The following is an 18,058-nucleotide window of genomic DNA, read 5'->3' on the forward strand; positions in this document are numbered from 1 at the left end:
GATGGAAAAGCAGGTCAATCCCTGGCACGCGCTGTGGGCGCTGTGTATCGGGTTCTTCATGATTCTGGTGGACAGCACCATCGTCGCTGTCGCCAACCCCGCGATCATGGAGGACCTCGGCACCGACATCAACAAGGTCGTCTGGGTCACCAGCGCGTACCTGCTGGCGTACGCGGTGCCGCTGCTCGTCACGGGCCGACTCGGTGACAGGTTCGGTCCGAAGAACCTGTACATGATCGGCCTCGTACTGTTTACCGGCGCATCACTGTGGTGCGGTCTGTCCGGCAGCGTCGAGATGCTCATCGTCGCAAGGGCTTTCCAGGGTCTTGGTGCTGCAATGATGACGCCTCAGACGATGGCCGTCATCACACGCACGTTCGCGCCGAACAAGCGTGGCGCCGCAATGGGTCTGTGGGGCGCCGTTGCCGGTGTTGCCACCCTGGTGGGTCCGCTTGCCGGTGGCGTCCTGGTGGACAATCTCGGCTGGGAATGGATCTTCATCGTCAACGTCCCGGTTGGTGTCATCGCCTTCCTGCTCGCGTGGAAGCTCGTTCCGTCGTTGCCGACCAGCGAGCACAAGTTCGACATCCCCGGCGTGATTCTCAGTGCCGCAGGCATGTTCCTTCTGGTGTTCGGAATCCAGGAAGGCAGTTCGTACGACTGGAACGGATTCGTCTGGAGCCTGATCGGCGCCGGTGTGGTGTTGCTCGCGGTGTTCGTGTTCTACCAGTCGCGCAACAAGAACGAACCCTTGCTTCCCTTGGAACTCTTCAAGGATCGCAACTTCTCACTCGCCAATGTCGCCATCACCGCGATGGGCTTTGCGATCACGTCGATGGTCCTTCCGCTGATGTTCTACACACAGGCAGTTCGTGGCCTCTCCCCGACGCAGTCGGCGTTGCTGCTCGTTCCGATGGCAGTGCTGACCGGTATCTTCGCCCCGATCATCGGCAAGCTCGTCGACAAGACACATCCGCGCTACATCGCCGGCACCGGCTTCTTGCTGTTCGCCGTCGCCTTGGGTTGGCTGGCACTGGTGATGTCTCCCGACGTCGCGATCTGGGAACTGCTCCTGCCGATCGGCCTGATCGGCTTCGCGAACGCGTGCATCTGGTCTCCGCTCGCGGCCACCGCCACACACAACCTGCCTCCGATGCAGGCGGGCGCGGGCGCCGGCGTCTACAACACCACCCGGCAGGTGGGTGCGGTTCTCGGCAGCGCTGCGATCGGCGCTCTGATCACTGCACGATTGGCGGCTCAGGGACTGACCGGCGGCAGTTCGGAAGCCGGCGTGGGTCACCTCCCAGAGTTCGTCCGTGAACCGTTCAGCACGGCGATGTCGGAGTCGATCTGGCTACCTGCGGGTGTGCTGCTCATCGGTTTCGTCGCGTCGGTGTGCTTCGCCCGGCCTTTACGCGGGGACGCGCACGACGACGCGATGGCCGTCAGTGCCGAAGCGCGTCGGGAAACATCACTGCGCGATTGAGATAGTCGCTCGGGTCAAGGGCTCGCTTGATCGCCCACATCGTGGCTATGTCCTGCGCCGAGAGGGCCAGGTCCAGATAGTTGCGTTTGAGCGAGCCCACCCCGTGCTCGGAACTGACGTTTCCGCCGTGATCGCGAACCAGTTCGAGGACACTGCGATACACGGTGTCGGCGTTCGGACAGTTCAGGACGTTGAGGTGGATGTTTCCCTCGGCGACGTGTCCGAACAGGATCGGAATTGCCTCGGGCGCTCGGCTCGCGATCACCGCCGTTGCGTCCTCGGTGAAGGTGGCAAGCGAGTCCAGCGGTAGCGCCGCGTCGAATTTCAGTGGGGGACCGAACAATCCGACCACCTCGGCGAAGCATTCGCGGGCCGCCCACAAGCGCGTCGAGCCGGGGGCGTCGACCGCCACGGCCGGGGTCTGCGGTGGGCCGATGCGTTCGAGCAGCTCGGCCAGGTCTTCCAGCGGATCGTGGGCCGCGGACACCTCGGCGAGGAGGTACCACGGTCGCCCCGTCTGAACCGCGGCGTTCAAATGGCGTGCGGCCAGTTCGAGACCGCGCCCGTCCAACAATTCGAGTGCGTCGACGCCGTCGAGAGCGCGCAAGACTCGCCCCGCCTCGACGACGTCCTGGAGTGTGTCGAAACCGGTCAGCGACGTGACGCGGTAGGTCGGTATCTTCCGCAATTTCAGGTCGACGGAAGTGACCACACCAAGAGTTCCTTCGCTACCGACCCACAGCGCGGGCAGGTTGTATCCGGAGTTGTCCGACAGCACTTTCGGGGACCGGCGCACCGTTGTTCCGTCGGGGAGTACCACCTCGAGTCCGAGCACCTGTTCGGCCATGTTCCCGTATCGAACTGTGTGCAGGCCACCGGCATTGGTGGACACCATGCCGCCGATCGTCGCAGTGTCCCGCGAGGCTATGTCGACACCGAACTTCAAACCGGCGGCGGCCGCCGCGGAATGTACCTGCGCGAGTGTCACTCCCGCCCCGACGGTGATCCGCCCGGCGGCAAGATCGACGTCGCCGATCGCCGCGAGGCGTTCGGTGGAGAGCAGGACGTCGTCGTGTTCTGGCACCGTGCCGGCGACCAGGCCCGTTCGCCCGCCCTGAACGGTGACCGGTACACCGCGGGAGCGGCACACGTTCAGCAGTGCAGCGATTTCGGCTGTATCGGCCGGTCGGACCAGGGCGCAGGCACGGCCCGTGTACCGCCCTGTCTGATCGGTGGAACGGGTCGCCAACACGTCGGCGTCGGTGACGACGAACCGGTGTCCCACAACGTCCGCGAGCGCATTTCTCAGACCGTCCACCCGACGATCGTAGGCCGGTTCGATGTGGCAGTGTGGCGGCATGACTGCTCCCGAATCGCATCCCACCCGTCTCGAGCGCTTCACCACCGATGGTGGTGCCGAGGTGGCTGTCCTGACGTTCGCACACGGACCACTCAATCTGTTCGATCAGGCCATGTTCGACGCGGTCATCGCCGATGTTGCGACGCTGACCGAAAACCCACCGCGCGCGGTGCTTCTGCGCGCCGAGGGCAAGGTCAACTCGGCCGGCGTCGACGTCCATGTGTTCGACGGCCTCGACCCGGAGCAGGGCGCGGAGTTGTGGCGCCAACTGTTCGCCCAGATCTGCCATCCGCTCGAGGCATTGCCGTGCCCGGTGATCTATGCGGCGCACGGGTTGACGCTGACTGCTGCATTCGAGATCTCCTTGGCTTGCGACATCATCCTCGCGGCGCCCAAGGCGAAGTTCGGACTGGTCGAGACAGTGGTCGGTCTGACGCCGTCCATGGGTGGACCGCAGCGTTTGGCCGAGCGTGCCGGTTCCGGACGAGCTCGGGAGTTGGTCATGACCGGCGATCTCTACGACGCCGTAACCCTGCACTCGTGGGGCGTCGTCAATGCAGTTCACGACGATGTCGATGCTGCGGCGCGTGCCCTGGCGACCAGGCTGGCGGACGGACCCACGCGAGCCCACGACGCCACCAAGCAGATCGTCGCGGCCTGGCGTTCCGGCGGGATCGCTCATGCGGATTCGGTGACTCCCGGAGTGTCCGGTGCGCTGTTCGCCACCGATGACCTACGCGGCGCTGTCCGCAGTTTCCTCGACGTCGGACCGGGCAAAGCGGTCTACTCCGGAAAGTAAGTTTGCGACGATTATCGCCAGAGACCTCCACGAACTGTGATCCACGTCATATAGTCGAATGGCCGGTGGGTTGTCAGTGACGTGGAGGTATCGATGCGGTCGACGCTTGTGGAATACCCGTGTTCGAATCAGCTCCTCGCCGACGCCCGCGTCACCCGCGCCGGTGACGGGGTGCTTCGGTACAGCCAACTGGACCCGTCGTTGTCCGAACTACTGGACATCGCCGTCCATCGGTTCTCCTCACGCGTCGCGGTCGAGGAGGTCGACGGCGAGCAGGTCACCTTTGCGGAGCTGTGGGCCGAGGCGTCGCGGGTCGCGGGAGGGCTGAAGTCGCGAGGCGTCGAGATCGGTGACCGTGTGGCCATTCGTGTCCCCGCTGGGGTGAGGTGGATGGAGGCGTGCCTCGGCGTCATCCTCGCCGGCGGTGTTCCGGTCTCCGTCGGTGTGCACTTGAGTGATGACGCGGCGGACTTCGTCATCGCGGACAGTGGCTCGGTGTTGGTGCTCGACGGGGAACTCCCGCACGGTGTTCCGTTCATCGACGACGGCGCCGCCCCGGACGAGATGGCGGTCCTCGCGTACACCGCGGATTCTTCGGGCGAGATGCTTGGCGTCGAGTTGAGCAACGAGAACGTGCTTTCTGCCATCGTCGGAATTCTGCACTCGCGTGACTACGGCGTCGAAGGTGTGCGGAATCTGCTGGTGGACAACGACTTCAAGTCGGTGCGGCAGTTCGTGCACGTGCTCGCGACGTTGGTGGTCGGTGGAACGGTGGTCCTCGCCGGGGACTTCTGGCGTGAGAGTGTGCATACCGTCGACATCGTGACCGGGCGGCCCGAGGACTTGCTCGAGCCACGGTTGCTCACGCTCGGACCGGCGGCGCGTGCCGGTTCGAGGTCGGTGCAGTGGATCGATTGCAGCGGGTCGCCGATCACGGCCGAACAGGAATCCAAGCTGCTGACCCTGTTCCCGGCTGCTCGGCATGTGATCGGGTGGGGTAAAACCGAAACCTGTGGGGCTGGTCTCATTCTGCCAACCGAGTCGGCGCCCACCCACCTCGGAAGCGTCGGAATCGCTTTCGGTGGAATGGAAGTGGCGTTGTACGGCCCGGATGCGCCAGGTGGTTTCGGTGAGTTGCTGTGCCGTGGGCCGAGTGTCACGCGTCGGTATTGGAACTCGCCGCAAGCGACCTCGACGAGGTTCACCCAGGGGTGGTTCTGCACTCACGACACCGCGCAGATCGACCCCGATGGCTTCGTCCGTATTGTCGAACGCAACGTCGCGTAGTCACGCGAGCGTGGTCGACAAACGAGAGGGACATCATGGCGGACGAGGTTCTCACCGAGCGGCGCGGGCGGACACTGATCATCACCATCAACCGGCCCGAGGCGCGCAACGCCATCAACTCGGCGGTCAGTCACGCGTTGGCCGCCGCGGTCGAAGAGCTCGATGCGGACGACGATCTGTCCTTGGCCGTGCTGACAGGAGCCGGCGGAAACTTCTGTGCCGGTATGGATCTGAAGGCATTCGTGGCCGGCGAGAACGTCCTCGTGCCGGGACGCGGTCTCGGATTCACGGAAGGGCCACCGCGTAAGCCGATCATTTCGGCGGTCGAGGGCTTCGCGTTGGCAGGCGGCACGGAACTCGTGCTTGCCACCGACCTGGTGGTGGCGTCGTCCGAAGCGAAGTTCGGTATCCCGGAGGTCAAGCGAGGACTGGTTGCAGGTGGCGGCGGATTGTTGCGCCTGCCCAAGCGGATTCCGTACCAGAAGGCTCTGGAACTGGCGCTTACCGGCGACAGTTTCACCGCCGAGGAGGCATACCGCTACGGCTTCGTGAACACGTTGACCGAACCGGGCAAGGCGCTCGACGGCGCACTGGAGCTGGCTGATCGAATCACCCGCAACGGACCGCTCGCGGTAGCGGTCACCAAGGAGATCATCGTCAAGGCCGGCGGTTGGTCCGACGACGAAGCTTTCGCGAAGCAGTTGCAGGTCATGGCGCCGGTGTTCGCATCCGAAGATGCACGCGAGGGTGCGACGGCGTTCGCCGAGAAGCGCGCCCCGGTCTGGAAGGGGCGGTAACACCGACATGGCTACACCTGTCGCAGAACTGCACATGCACATCGAGGGTTCTCTGGAGCCCGAACAGATTTACCGACTTGCCGAGCGCAATCGAATGGATCTGCCGTACAAGGACATCGACGATCTGAAGTCGAGGTACGAGTTCACCGACTTGCAGTCGTTCCTCGATCTCTACTTCGCCAACATGGCCGTCCTGCGCACCGCGGAGGATTTTGCCGACCTGACGCGAGCGTACTTCCGCCGGGCGGCTGCGGCCGGCGTCGCGCATGCCGAGTTCTTCTTCAATCCACAGGCGCACGTAGTCCGTGGTGTTCCGCTGACCGAGGTCCTGGACGGGATCATGGATGCGGTGGCATCGAGCGAGCGCGAGTTCGGGCTCAGCAGCGCGGCAATCGCCGCCATCCTCCGAGATCAGCCCGTCAAGGACGCCGAGGAGATCTTCTCCGAGATAATTCGCCTGCAGGCTCCGATCGTCGGGCTCGGACTCGACTCCGCAGAGGTAGGCAACCCACCGTCACTGTTCGAGGACGTGTTCGCCCGTGCGCGTGCCGAGGGTTTGCACGTTGTCGCTCACGCCGGTGAAGAGGGACCGCCCGAGTACATCTGGCAGGCACTCGACATTCTCGGCGCCGAGCGGATCGACCACGGAGTCCGGGCACTCGAGGATCCTGCCCTGATCGAGCGTCTGGTCGACGAGGAGATTCCACTGACGGTCTGCCCGTTGTCGAACGTTCGTCTGCGGGTGTTCGATTCGCTGTCGGATCATCCGCTTCGATCGATGCTCGAGATGGGTTTGATCGTCACGGTCAACTCCGACGACCCGGCCTACTTCGGGGGATACGTCGACGACAATTTCACCGAAGTGGGCCGAGCCTTGGGTCTGACCGAGGCCGAGCGAGACACCCTCGCCCGGAACTCGATCAAAGCCTCGTTTGCGAGCGATGCACGAAAAGCGGAACTGCTGCGGCGCTGACCGTCAGTCGCCGAGTACCTGACGCAAGTATTCGTTGTCGAACACACGATTCGCGTCGTACTTGTCTCTCACGGCGACAAAGTCGTCGAGTCGGTCGTACGTAGGACGCAGGTCGTCGACGGTCCGGTTGTGCATTTTTCCCCAATGCGGCCGGCCGTCGACGGCGCGGGCGATGGCTTCCACTGCGGCGAAGTATTCGGTTTCGGGTCGTCGGTGGTACTGGTGTACGGCGATGTATGCGGTGTCGCGTCCGTGAGCAGTCGAGAGCCAGAGGTCGTCGGCGGCAGCAAAACGTACTTCGACGGGGAACGCGACGTTAGTTCCGGACTTCTTCATCCAGCGGTCGATTTCGTGGAGTGTCTCGGTGACGTGTTCGCGGGGAATCGCGTATTCCATCTCCTTGAACTTCACCCGGCGCGAAGACGCGAATACTCGGTAGCTGCGATCGGTGAACTCCCGGGCGCCGAGCAATCGAGACGACACGTTGTTGATTCTCGGGATCGCGGCCGGTGCCAGGGTGGCAACGCGGTTGACACCTTCGAAGAGTGTGTTCGAGAGGAGTTCGTCGTCGACGAACGCGCGGACCTTGCCCACTGGATCGGGTTCGGTATCTCCGGGCAGTCGCGTATTGCTCTTCGTCAGGACACGGTCGGTGTGGGGAAACCAGTAGAACTCGAAGTGGTCCAAGCCCAGACGATCGCTCTCGAGGGTGTCCAGTATGTGAGACAGCGTGTCGGGTTCCTCGATTGCGCGAAGTGTGAATCGCGGGACGCAGGCGAGAGTGATCTTCGAAATGATGCCGATTGCGCCCAATCCGAGGCGGCCTGCTTCGAACAATTCGACGTTTTCGTCAGCGCTTGCGGTAACGACGGATCCGTCGGCGAGAACGATCTCGATTCCGCGAATCTGTGTGGCGATACCGCCGAATCGTGCGCCGGTGCCGTGTGTGCCGGTGGACGTCGCGCCGGCCAGTGACTGGACGTCGATGTCACCGAGATTGGCCATCGCATATCCGCGTTGCCACAAGGCCTCGTTGAGAGCATGAAGGCGAGTGCCTGCAAAAACAGTGACCAGCGCACCGTCGTCGGTCGGCGTGATCGAGTCGATTCCGCTCAAGTTGTCCAGGCTGACGAGGATACCGTCGGTGACCGCGACACCGGTGAACGAATGGCCGGCGCCGACGGCCTTCACACGTTGGCCGCGCGCCGCGGCCTCGGCGACCAACGACGAAAGTTCACGGGTATTTGTCGGCGTCGCAAAGCGACGCGGCGCGGCACTTTGAGTGCCCGCCCAGTTCTGCCAAGTGTCCGAAGCCATTACGCAATAATGTACTTGGACGGTCGTCCAGGCAAGTATTGCGCGAAGATTTTGTCATTTGCGTTCTACGATCATTGGATGCTGAACAGGCTTCCGGCGGACGAACGCCGCACACAATTGGTCGAGTCCGCTTTGTCTATTGCGGAACAGCGCGGTGTCAGTTCTGTGACGGTAAGGGCGGTGGCAGAGGAGGCCGGCGTATCGCTCGGCGTCGTTCATTACTGCTTCGAGAGCAAGGAAGCGCTGATCGCGGCAATGGGTGAAACGCTCATTCTGCAGCTCAGCGCGTCGATGCAGTATGCGTTCGCGCAGGTCCGCCATGCGCCGGATCTCAGTGGCGTGCAGGGGCTCAGGGAATTGCTGCATATCGGCCTGACCGGAATGTGGCCGACCATCGAAGCAACCCCGGATCGCCAGTTGTTGACCTACGAAATTACCGCGCAGGCACTGCGTAGTCGCAATCTCGGAGCCGAACGTGCTGGGGCAGTTGCATTTGAGCAGTACCGAATCATGGATGAGCTCGCGGTGTCGTTTCTCGAAGAGTGCGCCAAGATATCGGGCACGGTGTGGACGGAGCCGTTGAGTTCGATTGCGCGACTGAGTCTTGCAATGATCGACGGCCTTGTTCTGCGATGGCTGGTCGATCGTGACTCCGACGCGACTATCGCCGAGTTCGGAGAAATGGTTCAGGTAATCGCCAATAAAGCAGTGGTCGCGCCTCAGTAGAACCGCCATCCTGGACATACGTCCAGGATTGGTGATTGACTGGTCGCACGCCGCGACGATTGGATCATCTGTGACCAGGACCCTCGATCGACTCACTGCTGCCACGCGAGAACTCGACCCGCCTCTGGCTGCTCTGGATCTGACCACACTGCGCAGTAATGCAGCCGACCTGGTGCGCCGCGCCGGTGGAACCCCGGTGCGAGTGGCGAGCAAATCGGTTCGTTGTCGTACGGTTCTGACTGAAACTCTCGGTGACACACTGACTGCATCCGGCGGGTTCCGCGGAATCATGGCGTACTCACTGCGCGAGGCTCTGTGGCTGGTCGGGCTCGGCGCACGGGACATCCTGATGGGATACCCGACCGCCGATCGTGGCGCCATCGCGGATCTCGCTGCCGATGACACCGCCCTCCAATCGATCACCTTGATGGTCGACGACGATGCGCAGTTGGATCTCATTCGTTCGGCGTCGACGGGAGATGCGCCTGTCCGGGTATGTCTCGACGTCGATGCGTCACTGCGGATCGGTCCGATCCATCTAGGCGTACGACGCTCGCCGCTGCGCGAACCTGCCGCGGTCGCCGCACTCGCGGCGCGTGCTCGTCAGCGCGGATTCTCCGTCGTCGGAGTGATGTTCTACGAAGCCCAGATCGCCGGCCTCCCGGACACCAGCGCTCCGATCGGTTGGGTCAAGAAGGCCTCTGCCCGCGAACTGGCGTCCAGAAGGGGCGCTGTGGTCGCGGCCGTCACCGATGCCGTGGGTGCACTCGAGATCGTCAACAGCGGCGGTACGGGATCGCTGGAGGTCAGCTCGGCCGATCCTGTGGTGACCGAGGTAACAGCAGGCTCCGGACTGTACGTACCGACCCTGTTCGACCGCTACCGCGCCTTCCGTCCCGATCCGGCGCTGTTCTTCGCACTGTCGGCCGTGCGCAAGCCGACGCCGTCCGTCACGACCCTGTTCGGCGGCGGATACATCGCGTCGGGACCTGCCGGAGCCACCCGCGTTCCGTCACCGGTCTGGCCCGCTGGTCTCAAACTGCTCCGCAACGAAGGTGCCGGCGAAGTCCAGACGCCGGTCACCGGGAAGGAAGCCGGAAACATCGCGATCGGCGACCGCGTATGGTTCCGTCACGCCAAGGCCGGCGAGCTGTGCGAGCGCTTCGACCGCGTGTATGTGGTCGAAGCCGACGGCACCCGAACCTCGGTTCCCACCTACCGCGGCGAAGGGCAGTGTTTCGGGTAGGACAGGCTTTGGGTGTGAAAATATTTGGCTAGCTCGTCAACCTCATGAACGCGCCCAGCTCCACCAACCCTGCGGGCGTGCTCGGCATGTACTGCGTCAACGCGTGTGATCGGACGATGATCGCGCACCACTTGCCGCGGGAGACAGCAACATTGAGGCGGTTCCGCGACAGGAGGAACGACATTCCTCGCGGGACGTCCTCGACGGCAGATGCGGCCATCGACACGATTGCCACCGCGGCCTCGCGGCCCTGGAACTTGTCGACGGTCCCGACCTCGACCTCCGTGAGACCGGCTTCGGTGAGATCGCGCTCAACGGTACCGACCTGGGCGTTGTATGCCGCGACCACGAGGATGTCCGACTGCTCCAGGGGCCGGGTTCCCTCGAACTCGCTCGGATCGGTCCATGGCGTACCGAGAAGGCCCTGGATCTGGCGAACGATTTCCTGCGACTCTTCCGGGGAGTACGTGGAATTGCCGCGGTGATCGACGAACACCGTGTGCACTCCGGCAGCGAGTCCGTCGAGTTTTCTTGCCGCACTCACGGTTTCCTGGGAATGCAGCTTGCCCTCGTACGACAATGCGGACACGGGCGCACACAGATCCGGGTGCATCCGCCAAGTCTTCTCGAGGAAGTAGCCGAGTTCGGGTGGCAGTGCGCCGTGTCCCTCGGCGAGCCAACCGAGCGCCGATTCGTCGACAGGTTCGGGGTGAGTACCTTGGCTCACCTGCGGCAACTGCTGCGGATCGCCCAGCAGCAACAGGTTTCGCGCGGAAATCGCGACGGCAATGGTGTTGGCGAGCGCGAACTGGCCCGCCTCATCCACCACGAGCAGGTCCAAGCTGCCCGCTGGAACACGATCGGTGTTCGCGAAGTCCCACGCAGTGCCGCCGATGACGCAGCCGACGCCTTCGGCCTCTGCGATGAATCCCGCATATTCTTCGGAAGCGATGTCCTGCCATTCTGCGGTCTTGCTGCGGCTGCCCTTCTTCGCGACCAGCGCAGGGTCCACTCCGGCCTTCAGAATGCCGCCGAGCATGTTCTCGACCACCGAATGTGATTGAGCCACCACTCCGATTCGCCACTGATGTTGTTCGATCAGTGTCTTGACGACACGAGCACCCGTGTAGGTCTTGCCCGTACCAGGGGGACCCTGTACTGCCACGTAGGAATCATCGAGGTCGAGAAGTGCGGCGGTGATGGCGTCCGCGTAGTTGTTGTCGGTGCCGACGGGCGGGAGCGGTGAACCCGAGCGTGTCCTCGGGGTGCTGCGCCGGAGAATGTCGACCGCTGCTACGGGTGGCAGTTCGGGCAGGATCTCGCTGGCGCCGGATGCGGCAGCGGCGATGGACTTCTCCATGCGTCCGGTGGGAATCGGACGACCAGGTGCCAATGCGACTGGAGCATCGAGGTATTCGTCACCGCCGAGCAGTTCTTCGACGGTGACCACGTCGAGTCCTTCGGACTTGACCACGGCCGTGACCTTGACGCTGCTGGTGCCGCGTTGGGTGGGGTTCTCGCTGGCAACAGCATCGGGGGAGGGGGTTGCGTAGAGAGCGAACAGATCACTGCCCGGGCTCAAAGACGTTCCGGTGCCGAAACTTCCGGTCAGCTGAATGTGTCGACGGAACTTCTTCTGACGTGGGGTGCTCTTGTGCCAGTCCGCCTCGATTTCGGACTGTTCGACCACCATGACGTCGCGGATGTCCACCAGGTCTTCGATCGGTGTGACCAATCGGTCGAAGTGGGCCCACCAGTACGGCTTCCGCTCACGATTGTGGTACCCCACCGCAGCAGCCAGTAGAGCAGCTGCCTGCTGATCGGGGGTACGCGCCGAACCTGCCTTGTGTCCTGCGAATTCGCGGAGCGCGATCTCCGATTCGGTGAGCTCCTCGAGTGGAATCTTGATCTGCCCGGTCGGCTCACGAAGTTCGACGCCGTGTTCTGCGGCGCGCTCGGCAAGCCAATCGCGCAGGCGCAGAGTGGATTCGCAGTCGTATTCGTTGTAGTCGGAGATGCCCTGAAGAAGTTCCCTGGCCTGGTCGGCTTGTCCGCCGTCGCGCAATTGGCAGTAGTCGGCATAAGCGACAACCGAAGCGGCGGCATTGGTCACGTCGCCGTCGCGGCCGTGCTCACCCATGTATAGCGGCTCGAGTTTCTTGATGCTGTACGAGCGTTGTCCGATCCGCAGGCAGGCACGGACGATCGGGTACAGGTCCACGAGCACGTTCTCGCTGAGCAGCGTGTCCACCGTTTGCTCGCCGACACCGTGACGTGCGGCCAAGCGCAACAGCGCCGATTTCTCGTACGCGGCGTAGTGATAGATGTGCATGCCGGGGTGAGCTTCTCGGCGCGCGGTGACGTAGTCGAGGAAGTCGAGGAGTGCCTGGCGTTCACCGTCGCGATCGTGTGCCCAGAACGGCTTGAACACGTAGTCGTCCGCCGGTCCTTCGACCACACCGAAAAGGTATTCCAACCCCCAGTCGGTGGATCCGTCCTCGGCCCAGAGCGGATCGCCCTCGAAGTCGAAGAAGATGTCGCCGTCGTCGGGGACGGGTAGTCCTCCGAGCGCCGAGGGTTCGTAGACCTCGAATTCGGCGTCGCCGGATTGTTCCTGACGAAGTTGAACCGCGGCCTGTGCACGGAGTTTGTCGAGTGTTTCCCGTCGAATTCCCTCGACAGGGCCGGTGCTCGCGGCGAGTTCGTCAATTGTCGTGATCCCCGAGACGATCAGTTGTTCACGCTGATTGCCGCGGACGCCCGCAACCAGCAGCAGGTCCCGATGGCTTTCGACTTCGACGCTGCAGGTGTCGCATCGACCACAACGCAGGTACCGATCGTCGAGCCACTGTGTCGGTTTCCCCTCAGCACGGTGCTCGTCGAGGACTCGTTCGAGTTCAGCTCTGCGTGCTGCGAATACCGGCGCGATGTCTCCGATGTCGTGCGACGACGTGCTGCCGTCGCCGAGCAGTAGATGAACCTGATCGGAGGCGGCAATTGCATTGCGCTCCAACGCATCCGCGTATGCGGCGAGTTGTAGAAGTGCCGACACCTTGGCGTGCCGGGAGAGCTTGCTGTCGTAGACCGCGTAGGTGTTGCCTTCGCGGACGAGGAAATCGCAGAACCCGAGGAATCGGCCGTCGAAAAAGGTTCCCTGATAGATGACTGGCGCGCCCGATCGGGCTGCCTCGACGGTGGCCAACGTGGCGGCGGTCAGGCCTGCGCGTGAGTGTTCCGGTCGCGGCATGACGACGACGCCGTCTCCGTGTTGATCGATGAACTTCTGAAGCTGTTCGCGCTCGTGCGAGTCGCCGAGGCTCGACGTCCGCTCGAGCATCGGATCCGCCTCGGCCGCCTCGGCTGAGATCAGACCGGTTCGGGCGTCGAGTTGTCGCAACAGTGCGAACTCGCACGAGGCCGCGGCCGAGAGGTCGCTGGCGCTGTAGACGATCTGATCATCGAGTAGGAACACACGGAGATTGTGCCATCGCTCACCGACAAGGCAACCCACCAGTAATCGCCCACCGCCCGCGGATACCCGTAGGAGAGTGCAGAATGACGAGCATGCCCTTCTTCGACGGACGAACCGGTCAGGTGCACTTTCGGCATTGGCCGGCGGCAGGGGGCGCAGTGCCCACTGTGTCTTTGGTCTTTCTGCACGGCCTCGGTCAGCACAGCGGGCAGTATCACCGTTTCGCGGGCGCAATGACGGCGTCGGGGATTGACGTGTGGGCGATCGATCACACCGGGCACGGTTTGTCGGAGGGTGATCCGGGAGTCGGGGCTCCGCTCTCCGATCTTGCTGCCGATGCAGCCGCGCTGGCTGACATCGCCTTGGCGGAACTGCCCGACGTTCCGCAGGCGGTGATGGGTCATTCGTTAGGTGCTGTGACTGCGCTGACGGTGCTGGCTCATCGCGATCACGAATTCGCGTCCGCGGTGTTGTGCGGCATTCCGCGCAGCGCGGTGGAGCAACACGGGTGGGCGGAACTCTCCGACGCGGGCATCCCAGTCCTGGTCGTTCACGGTACCGACGACCGGATCGCCCCGGTCGATCCCGTCCGGGATTGGGCGCGGACGCTGCGCAACGTCGAGATGCGCGAGTTCGAGGACGCCGGTCACGACCTGCTGCACGAGAAGGTTCACGCCAGTGTCACCAACGTCAGCCGTGAATTCCTTCTCGCGCATTCCAGGTAGTCCTCTCAGGAGAGCGCGCCGAGCACCTCTTTCGACGTGACGGGGTGCGAGAACATCGGGTAGTCGTAGGTGATTGCGTTCTCGTGTTCGGCGACCGAGGTGCCTGCCACGCAATCGGTGAGTGTGATGACCCGGTAACCGTTCTCGTATCCGGTGCGCATGGTCGATTCGACGCAGCAGTTGGTCAGGAAGCCGCCGAGAACGATCGTGCGAATTCCTTTGCTGCGCAGAATGAAATCGAGGTTTGTGCTGGCAAAAGTGTCGAGTCCGCGCTTGCCCTCGATGACGATGTCGCCGTTTTTCGGGGCGAGTTCGTCGACGATCGCAGCTCCCCAGGAACCCTTCACGAAAGCCTTGCCGTCGACGACGCCCTTGAGGATGCCGTACGGATGCGAGGTGATTTCGTTGTATCCCTCGGCGAAGGTGATCGGTGCGTGCATCACGGTGACACCTGCCGCCCGAGCCGCATCGACCAGCGCAGTGGTGTTCGCGAGGAGTCCGTTCGATTCCATGACCGGAGCGACGGCCTCGTGAAGAACACCGCCCTCGGTGGTGAAGTCGTTCTGGTACTCGATGAGCACGACGGCTGTGGTTGCTGGATCCAATTCGAGCTTGTCGGTCATGGTCGACACCTTGTCTGTTGTGGTCCGGGTCACGAATCTCCTCAATTAAACAGTTTGTCAGACAAGCAGGCAAGGGGTGGTAGCGTCGCGGCATGGATACGACTCCGTTGTCGCGCATGCCGCTCAGCCTTGCCGTGTCGGGAAGAATCCGTGCTGCCATACTCGACGGCTCGCTTCCCGTCGGCGAGGCGTTGCCGACCGAACAGGAACTCGCGCAGACCTTCTCGGTGGGTCGATCGACGGTGCGCGAGGCACTTCGTGTCCTGCAAGCACAGGGATTGTTGACCGGCGCGGACACCACTTCTACTGCCAGGCCTCGGGTGACGCACGAGCACACGGCCGATTCTGCGGCCACCGCTCTCAGTACGGCACTGCAAGTGGGCGCGGTTCCGCTCGGCGATCTTGTCGAATTGCGAGTGCTGCTCGAAGCTGCTGCGCTACGAACCGTCACCGCCGTGCCAGACGACGCCCGGGCTGCGATCGAGCGAATGCGCATCGCAACCCGGGCCGACGACTCGGTCGCATTCCACGACGCCGACGTCGACTTTCACGTTGCGCTCGCCGGAGCGGGCGGGAACAAGGCGTTCGGGTTGGTCATGACGGTTCTCCGCGACAGCATCGCCGGCTACCTGCTGAGCGAACTGGACTCGCGCGAGAACTCGGCGGCCACGCTCGGCGCACTGCTGGCCGAGCACGAGGGTATCGCCGACGCGATCGAGCGCGGCGCAGCTGACGAGGCCGCCGATTTGGTCGAGCGCCATGTGCGCGGATTCTACGAAGGACGAACGGAATGACCACGAGTATCGATCTGTTGGGCGAACGCTTGCAGACAGCGCTGGGGGACAGGGCGACAACCGATCCCGACAGGATGGGCGCGTACGTCCGGGATCAATCACTGCTCACTGCAGCCGGAAGGCCCGCCGCGCTGGTCAAGGCGAAGACGGTCGACGACGTCGTCGCGGTTATGACAGTGGCGCACGAACTCTCCGTTCCGGTGGTGACACGAGGGGCAGGTACCGGGTTGGCCGGCGCTGCCAATGCGCTCGACGGGTGCATCGTCTTGAGCGTCGCGGGCATGGATCGCATTCTCGAGATCGATCCTGCCGCGCGCACCGCCACGGTGGAGCCCGGAGTGATCAATGGTGACCTGGCGGAAGCTGCTGCACAGCAGGGTCTTTGGTACGTACCGGATCCGGGAAGCCGGGCCATCTCGAGTATCGGCGGCAATCTGGCGACAAATGCAGGCGGCATCTGTTGCGCCAAGTACGGCGTCACCGGTGATCACGTCGCGGCCCTGACGGCGGTACTCGCCGACGGGCGTGTGATCCGTACCGGTGCACGGACGCGCAAAAATGTTGCGGGGCTGGACCTGACACATCTGCTCGTGGGCTCGGAGGGAACGCTCGCGGTCATCGTCGAAGCCACGATGCGGTTGCGTACGGCGCCCACTGCGGCGACCACCGTCGTCGCCTTCTTCGATTCCGCGGAGTCCGCGATCGATGCCGTCCTCGCCGTGTCGGCAGTGGCCGAACCGTGTCAGATGGAGTTGATGGACGACGTCACCATCGGCGCGGTCAATCGGCTGACGAAGATGGGGTTGGACGAATCGGCCGGGGCGATGCTGCTCATCCAGTGCGACGGTAGGTCGGCGGCCGCCGAGGCAGCGGACTGCGCCGCGGCGTGCGAAAGTGCCGGGGCTCGAGAGGTTTTCCACACCGACGATCCCGTGGAAGGTGAAGAGTTCACTGCCGCCCGCCGGATGGCGTTGCCAGCTCTCGAGGCGTTGGGCACGGTACTTCTCGACGACGTCGCGGTGCCGGTGCCAGCGTTGCCGTCCATGTTGGAATGCATTCGTGAAGCGGCCGATCGCCACGGTGTCACGATCGGAACCTTCGGCCACGCCGCCGACGGCAATCTTCACCCGACCATCGTGTTCGACGCTGCCGAATCGGGAGCGCAGGATCGTGCGCGCGGAGCTTTCGACGATATCGTTGCCGGCGCACTGGCGTTGGGCGGAACGATCAGCGGTGAACACGGTATCGGGGTTCTCAAAGCGCCGTACATGGCAGATATGGTCGGCCAGACCGAACGCCAGTTGATGCTTGCGGTGAAGGCCGCATTCGATCCGAAGAGCATTCTCAATCCCGGACGGGGTATCTGAGCGCTTCGTCCGACCCTCACTCGTCGGAAATTGCGCTACCAGACGAACTTGTTGCTGCACGACGCTTTTCGAGTGACGATGGCCGTCATGAAGCTGCTGATGCTCGGAGGAACACGGTTCCTCGGCCGTGCCCTCGTCGACGACGCCCTGGCGCGGGGCTGGGAAGTGACAGTGCTCCATCGGGGGCTCACCGGAGCGCCACCACCTACCGCGGAGGTTCTGTTCGCGGATCGCACCGATCAGCGAGCGATGGTTGAGGCGCTCGGTGATCGTCGATGGGATTTTGTCGTCGACACCTGGTCGGGTAGCCCCCGAGTGGTCGGTGAGAATGCACGCGTCTTGCACGGTCACGTCGACCGGTACGCATACATCTCCAGTGGATCCGTCTACCAATGGGGCTTGCACGTGGACGAGGGCTCGCCGGTGGTTGCCGCATCTGCGACGTCCGATGACTACAGCGATTACGCGTCCGCCAAACGCGGGGCCGAACTCGCTGTCCTGGAATCCTTCCCGGACGCGCTGCTCGCGAGGGCAGGGTTGATCCTCGGCCCGCACGAGGACATCGGGCGGTTGCCGTGGTGGTTGCAGCGCATCGCTGAGAGCGGACGCGTCGTTGCTCCCGGAGCGCCGACCAGACCGTTGCAGTACGTCGATGCCCGCGACATCGCATCGTTTGTCCTGTCCGGACTGGCGGCCGAAATCAGCGGGACGTACGACGTCATCAGTGCGTCCGGGCACACCACTACCTCCGGGCTCCTCGAGGCGTGCGTGGACGCCACCGGTTCGGGTGCGGAGTTGGTGTGGATCGACGAGGACCGACTTGCAGCAGCGGGAGTGCAACCGTGGACACAACTGCCGTGTTGGGTCCCGCAAGAGGGCGAGTTCGCGGGTTTCCTCGAAGCCGACACTGCCAAGGCGGCGCGGGCAGGGTTGCGGTGCCGTCCCGTCGAAGACACCGTGCGCGATACCTGGGAATGGATGCAACGGGAAACTCTGCCGACCCAGCGGGAGGATCGTGCGGTGCACGGCCTTCCATCCGAGATCGAAAAGGAACTACTCTCCGCCGGTGAGTGAAACGAGTCTGGC

At 63.5% G+C, this 18,058-nt stretch carries 15 protein-coding genes; 11 read left to right on the forward strand and 4 right to left on the reverse strand.

The genetic code is table 11. The features are described from left to right. The first annotated feature begins 1 nt into the window (after window position 1). Window positions 2-1,486 (forward strand): DHA2 family efflux MFS transporter permease subunit, encoded by a 1,485-nt coding sequence (locus QM596_RS09290; RefSeq protein ID WP_019749321.1) that lies wholly within the window; start codon window positions 2-4, stop codon window positions 1,484-1,486. Here the strand turns inward: QM596_RS09290 and QM596_RS09295 are convergent. Beyond that, a complete protein-coding gene (locus tag QM596_RS09295) occupies window positions 1,446-2,846 on the reverse strand; it encodes an FAD-binding oxidoreductase (RefSeq protein WP_283308719.1) in 1,401 nt (466 codons plus the stop codon). The genes QM596_RS09290 and QM596_RS09295 overlap by 41 nt on opposite strands. Here QM596_RS09295 and QM596_RS09300 point away from each other — a divergent pair. The 4 genes from QM596_RS09300 (at window position 2,845) to QM596_RS09315 (ending at window position 6,702) form a co-directional block, all read left to right on the forward strand. Beyond that, a complete protein-coding gene (locus QM596_RS09300; protein ID WP_031332045.1) occupies window positions 2,845-3,645 on the forward strand; it encodes an enoyl-CoA hydratase/isomerase family protein in 801 nt (266 codons plus the stop codon). The two genes, QM596_RS09295 and QM596_RS09300, sit on opposite strands and share 2 nt — an antisense overlap. Window positions 3,646-3,738: 93 nt before the next feature. Then, window positions 3,739-4,932, forward strand: a complete 1,194-nt coding sequence (locus QM596_RS09305; protein WP_283308721.1) for a class I adenylate-forming enzyme family protein — start codon at window positions 3,739-3,741, stop codon at window positions 4,930-4,932. A 35-nt stretch (window positions 4,933-4,967) separates the two neighbouring features. Further along, complete coding sequence (locus tag QM596_RS09310) at window positions 4,968-5,729, forward strand: crotonase/enoyl-CoA hydratase family protein (RefSeq protein ID WP_019749317.1); 762 nt, start codon at window positions 4,968-4,970, stop codon at window positions 5,727-5,729. Between the two features lie 7 nt (window positions 5,730-5,736). Continuing rightward, entirely contained in the window at window positions 5,737-6,702 is a 966-nt protein-coding gene (locus tag QM596_RS09315) for an adenosine deaminase (protein WP_283308722.1), read from the forward strand. Window positions 6,703-6,705: 3 nt separating this feature from the next. Here QM596_RS09315 and QM596_RS09320 read toward each other — a convergent pair whose 3' ends face one another. Next, window positions 6,706-8,019, reverse strand: a complete 1,314-nt coding sequence (locus QM596_RS09320) for a D-arabinono-1,4-lactone oxidase (RefSeq protein WP_080910913.1) — start codon at window positions 8,017-8,019, stop codon at window positions 6,706-6,708. A 78-nt stretch (window positions 8,020-8,097) separates the two neighbouring features. On the opposite strand from QM596_RS09320, the gene QM596_RS09325 reads away from it, so the two are divergent. Next, a complete protein-coding gene (locus QM596_RS09325) occupies window positions 8,098-8,745 on the forward strand; it encodes a TetR/AcrR family transcriptional regulator (RefSeq protein ID WP_020908434.1) in 648 nt (215 codons plus the stop codon). 70 nt (window positions 8,746-8,815) lie between these two features. Next, on the forward strand, window positions 8,816-9,991 hold the full coding sequence (locus QM596_RS09330) for an amino acid deaminase/aldolase (protein ID WP_020970184.1): 1,176 nt from the start codon (window positions 8,816-8,818) through the stop codon (window positions 9,989-9,991). A gap of 28 nt (window positions 9,992-10,019) precedes the next feature. Here the strand turns inward: QM596_RS09330 and QM596_RS09335 are convergent, their stop codons facing one another. Then, window positions 10,020-13,463, reverse strand: a complete 3,444-nt coding sequence (locus QM596_RS09335) for a TM0106 family RecB-like putative nuclease (RefSeq protein WP_283308725.1) — start codon at window positions 13,461-13,463, stop codon at window positions 10,020-10,022. Window positions 13,464-13,546: 83 nt separating this feature from the next. On the opposite strand from QM596_RS09335, the gene QM596_RS09340 reads away from it, so the two are divergent. Beyond that, complete coding sequence (locus tag QM596_RS09340; protein WP_080910917.1) at window positions 13,547-14,188, forward strand: alpha/beta hydrolase; 642 nt, start codon at window positions 13,547-13,549, stop codon at window positions 14,186-14,188. 5 nt (window positions 14,189-14,193) lie between these two features. Here QM596_RS09340 and QM596_RS09345 read toward each other — a convergent pair whose 3' ends face one another. Beyond that, window positions 14,194-14,811, reverse strand: a complete 618-nt coding sequence (locus tag QM596_RS09345) for a cysteine hydrolase family protein (protein ID WP_042952418.1) — start codon at window positions 14,809-14,811, stop codon at window positions 14,194-14,196. Window positions 14,812-14,903: 92 nt separating this feature from the next. Between QM596_RS09345 and QM596_RS09350 the strand changes: the two genes are divergently transcribed. The 3 genes from QM596_RS09350 to QM596_RS09360 all read left to right on the forward strand — a co-directional run bounded on the left by QM596_RS09350 (window position 14,904) and on the right by QM596_RS09360 (window position 18,046). Continuing rightward, window positions 14,904-15,605: a FadR/GntR family transcriptional regulator gene (locus QM596_RS09350; protein ID WP_047888039.1), complete on the forward strand. Its 702-nt coding sequence runs from the start codon at window positions 14,904-14,906 to the stop codon at window positions 15,603-15,605. Then, window positions 15,602-16,972, forward strand: a complete 1,371-nt coding sequence (locus tag QM596_RS09355) for an FAD-binding oxidoreductase (protein WP_283308728.1) — start codon at window positions 15,602-15,604, stop codon at window positions 16,970-16,972. The genes QM596_RS09350 and QM596_RS09355 overlap by 4 nt, the downstream gene beginning before the upstream one ends. A gap of 78 nt (window positions 16,973-17,050) precedes the next feature. After that, window positions 17,051-18,046: an NAD-dependent epimerase/dehydratase family protein gene (locus tag QM596_RS09360; RefSeq protein ID WP_283308788.1), complete on the forward strand. Its 996-nt coding sequence runs from the start codon at window positions 17,051-17,053 to the stop codon at window positions 18,044-18,046. Window positions 18,047-18,058: the final 12 nt, after the last annotated feature.

Origin of the sequence: Rhodococcus sp. IEGM 1406, from assembly GCF_030056745.1 — a bacterium.
Lineage (GTDB): Bacteria > Actinomycetota > Actinomycetes > Mycobacteriales > Mycobacteriaceae > Rhodococcus_F > Rhodococcus_F erythropolis.

Bases quoted from the DNA above. Each gene is read 5' to 3' on its own strand.
- QM596_RS09305 (WP_283308721.1), top strand. From the start codon at position 3,739: ATGCGGTCGACGCTTGTGGAATACCCGTGTTCGAATCAGCTCCTCGCC.
- QM596_RS09295 (WP_283308719.1), bottom strand. From the start codon at position 2,846: ATGCCGCCACACTGCCACATCGAACCGGCCTACGATCGTCGGGTGGAC.
- QM596_RS09350 (WP_047888039.1), top strand. From the start codon at position 14,904: ATGGATACGACTCCGTTGTCGCGCATGCCGCTCAGCCTTGCCGTGTCG.
- QM596_RS09300 (WP_031332045.1), top strand. From the start codon at position 2,845: ATGACTGCTCCCGAATCGCATCCCACCCGTCTCGAGCGCTTCACCACC.
- QM596_RS09360 (WP_283308788.1), top strand. From the start codon at position 17,051: ATGGCCGTCATGAAGCTGCTGATGCTCGGAGGAACACGGTTCCTCGGC.
- QM596_RS09310 (WP_019749317.1), top strand. From the start codon at position 4,968: ATGGCGGACGAGGTTCTCACCGAGCGGCGCGGGCGGACACTGATCATC.
- QM596_RS09355 (WP_283308728.1), top strand. From the start codon at position 15,602: ATGACCACGAGTATCGATCTGTTGGGCGAACGCTTGCAGACAGCGCTG.
- QM596_RS09340 (WP_080910917.1), top strand. From the start codon at position 13,547: ATGACGAGCATGCCCTTCTTCGACGGACGAACCGGTCAGGTGCACTTT.
- QM596_RS09345 (WP_042952418.1), bottom strand. From the start codon at position 14,811: ATGACCGACAAGCTCGAATTGGATCCAGCAACCACAGCCGTCGTGCTC.
- QM596_RS09325 (WP_020908434.1), top strand. From the start codon at position 8,098: ATGCTGAACAGGCTTCCGGCGGACGAACGCCGCACACAATTGGTCGAG.
- QM596_RS09315 (WP_283308722.1), top strand. From the start codon at position 5,737: ATGGCTACACCTGTCGCAGAACTGCACATGCACATCGAGGGTTCTCTG.
- QM596_RS09290 (WP_019749321.1), top strand. From the start codon at position 2: ATGGAAAAGCAGGTCAATCCCTGGCACGCGCTGTGGGCGCTGTGTATC.
- QM596_RS09320 (WP_080910913.1), bottom strand. From the start codon at position 8,019: ATGGCTTCGGACACTTGGCAGAACTGGGCGGGCACTCAAAGTGCCGCG.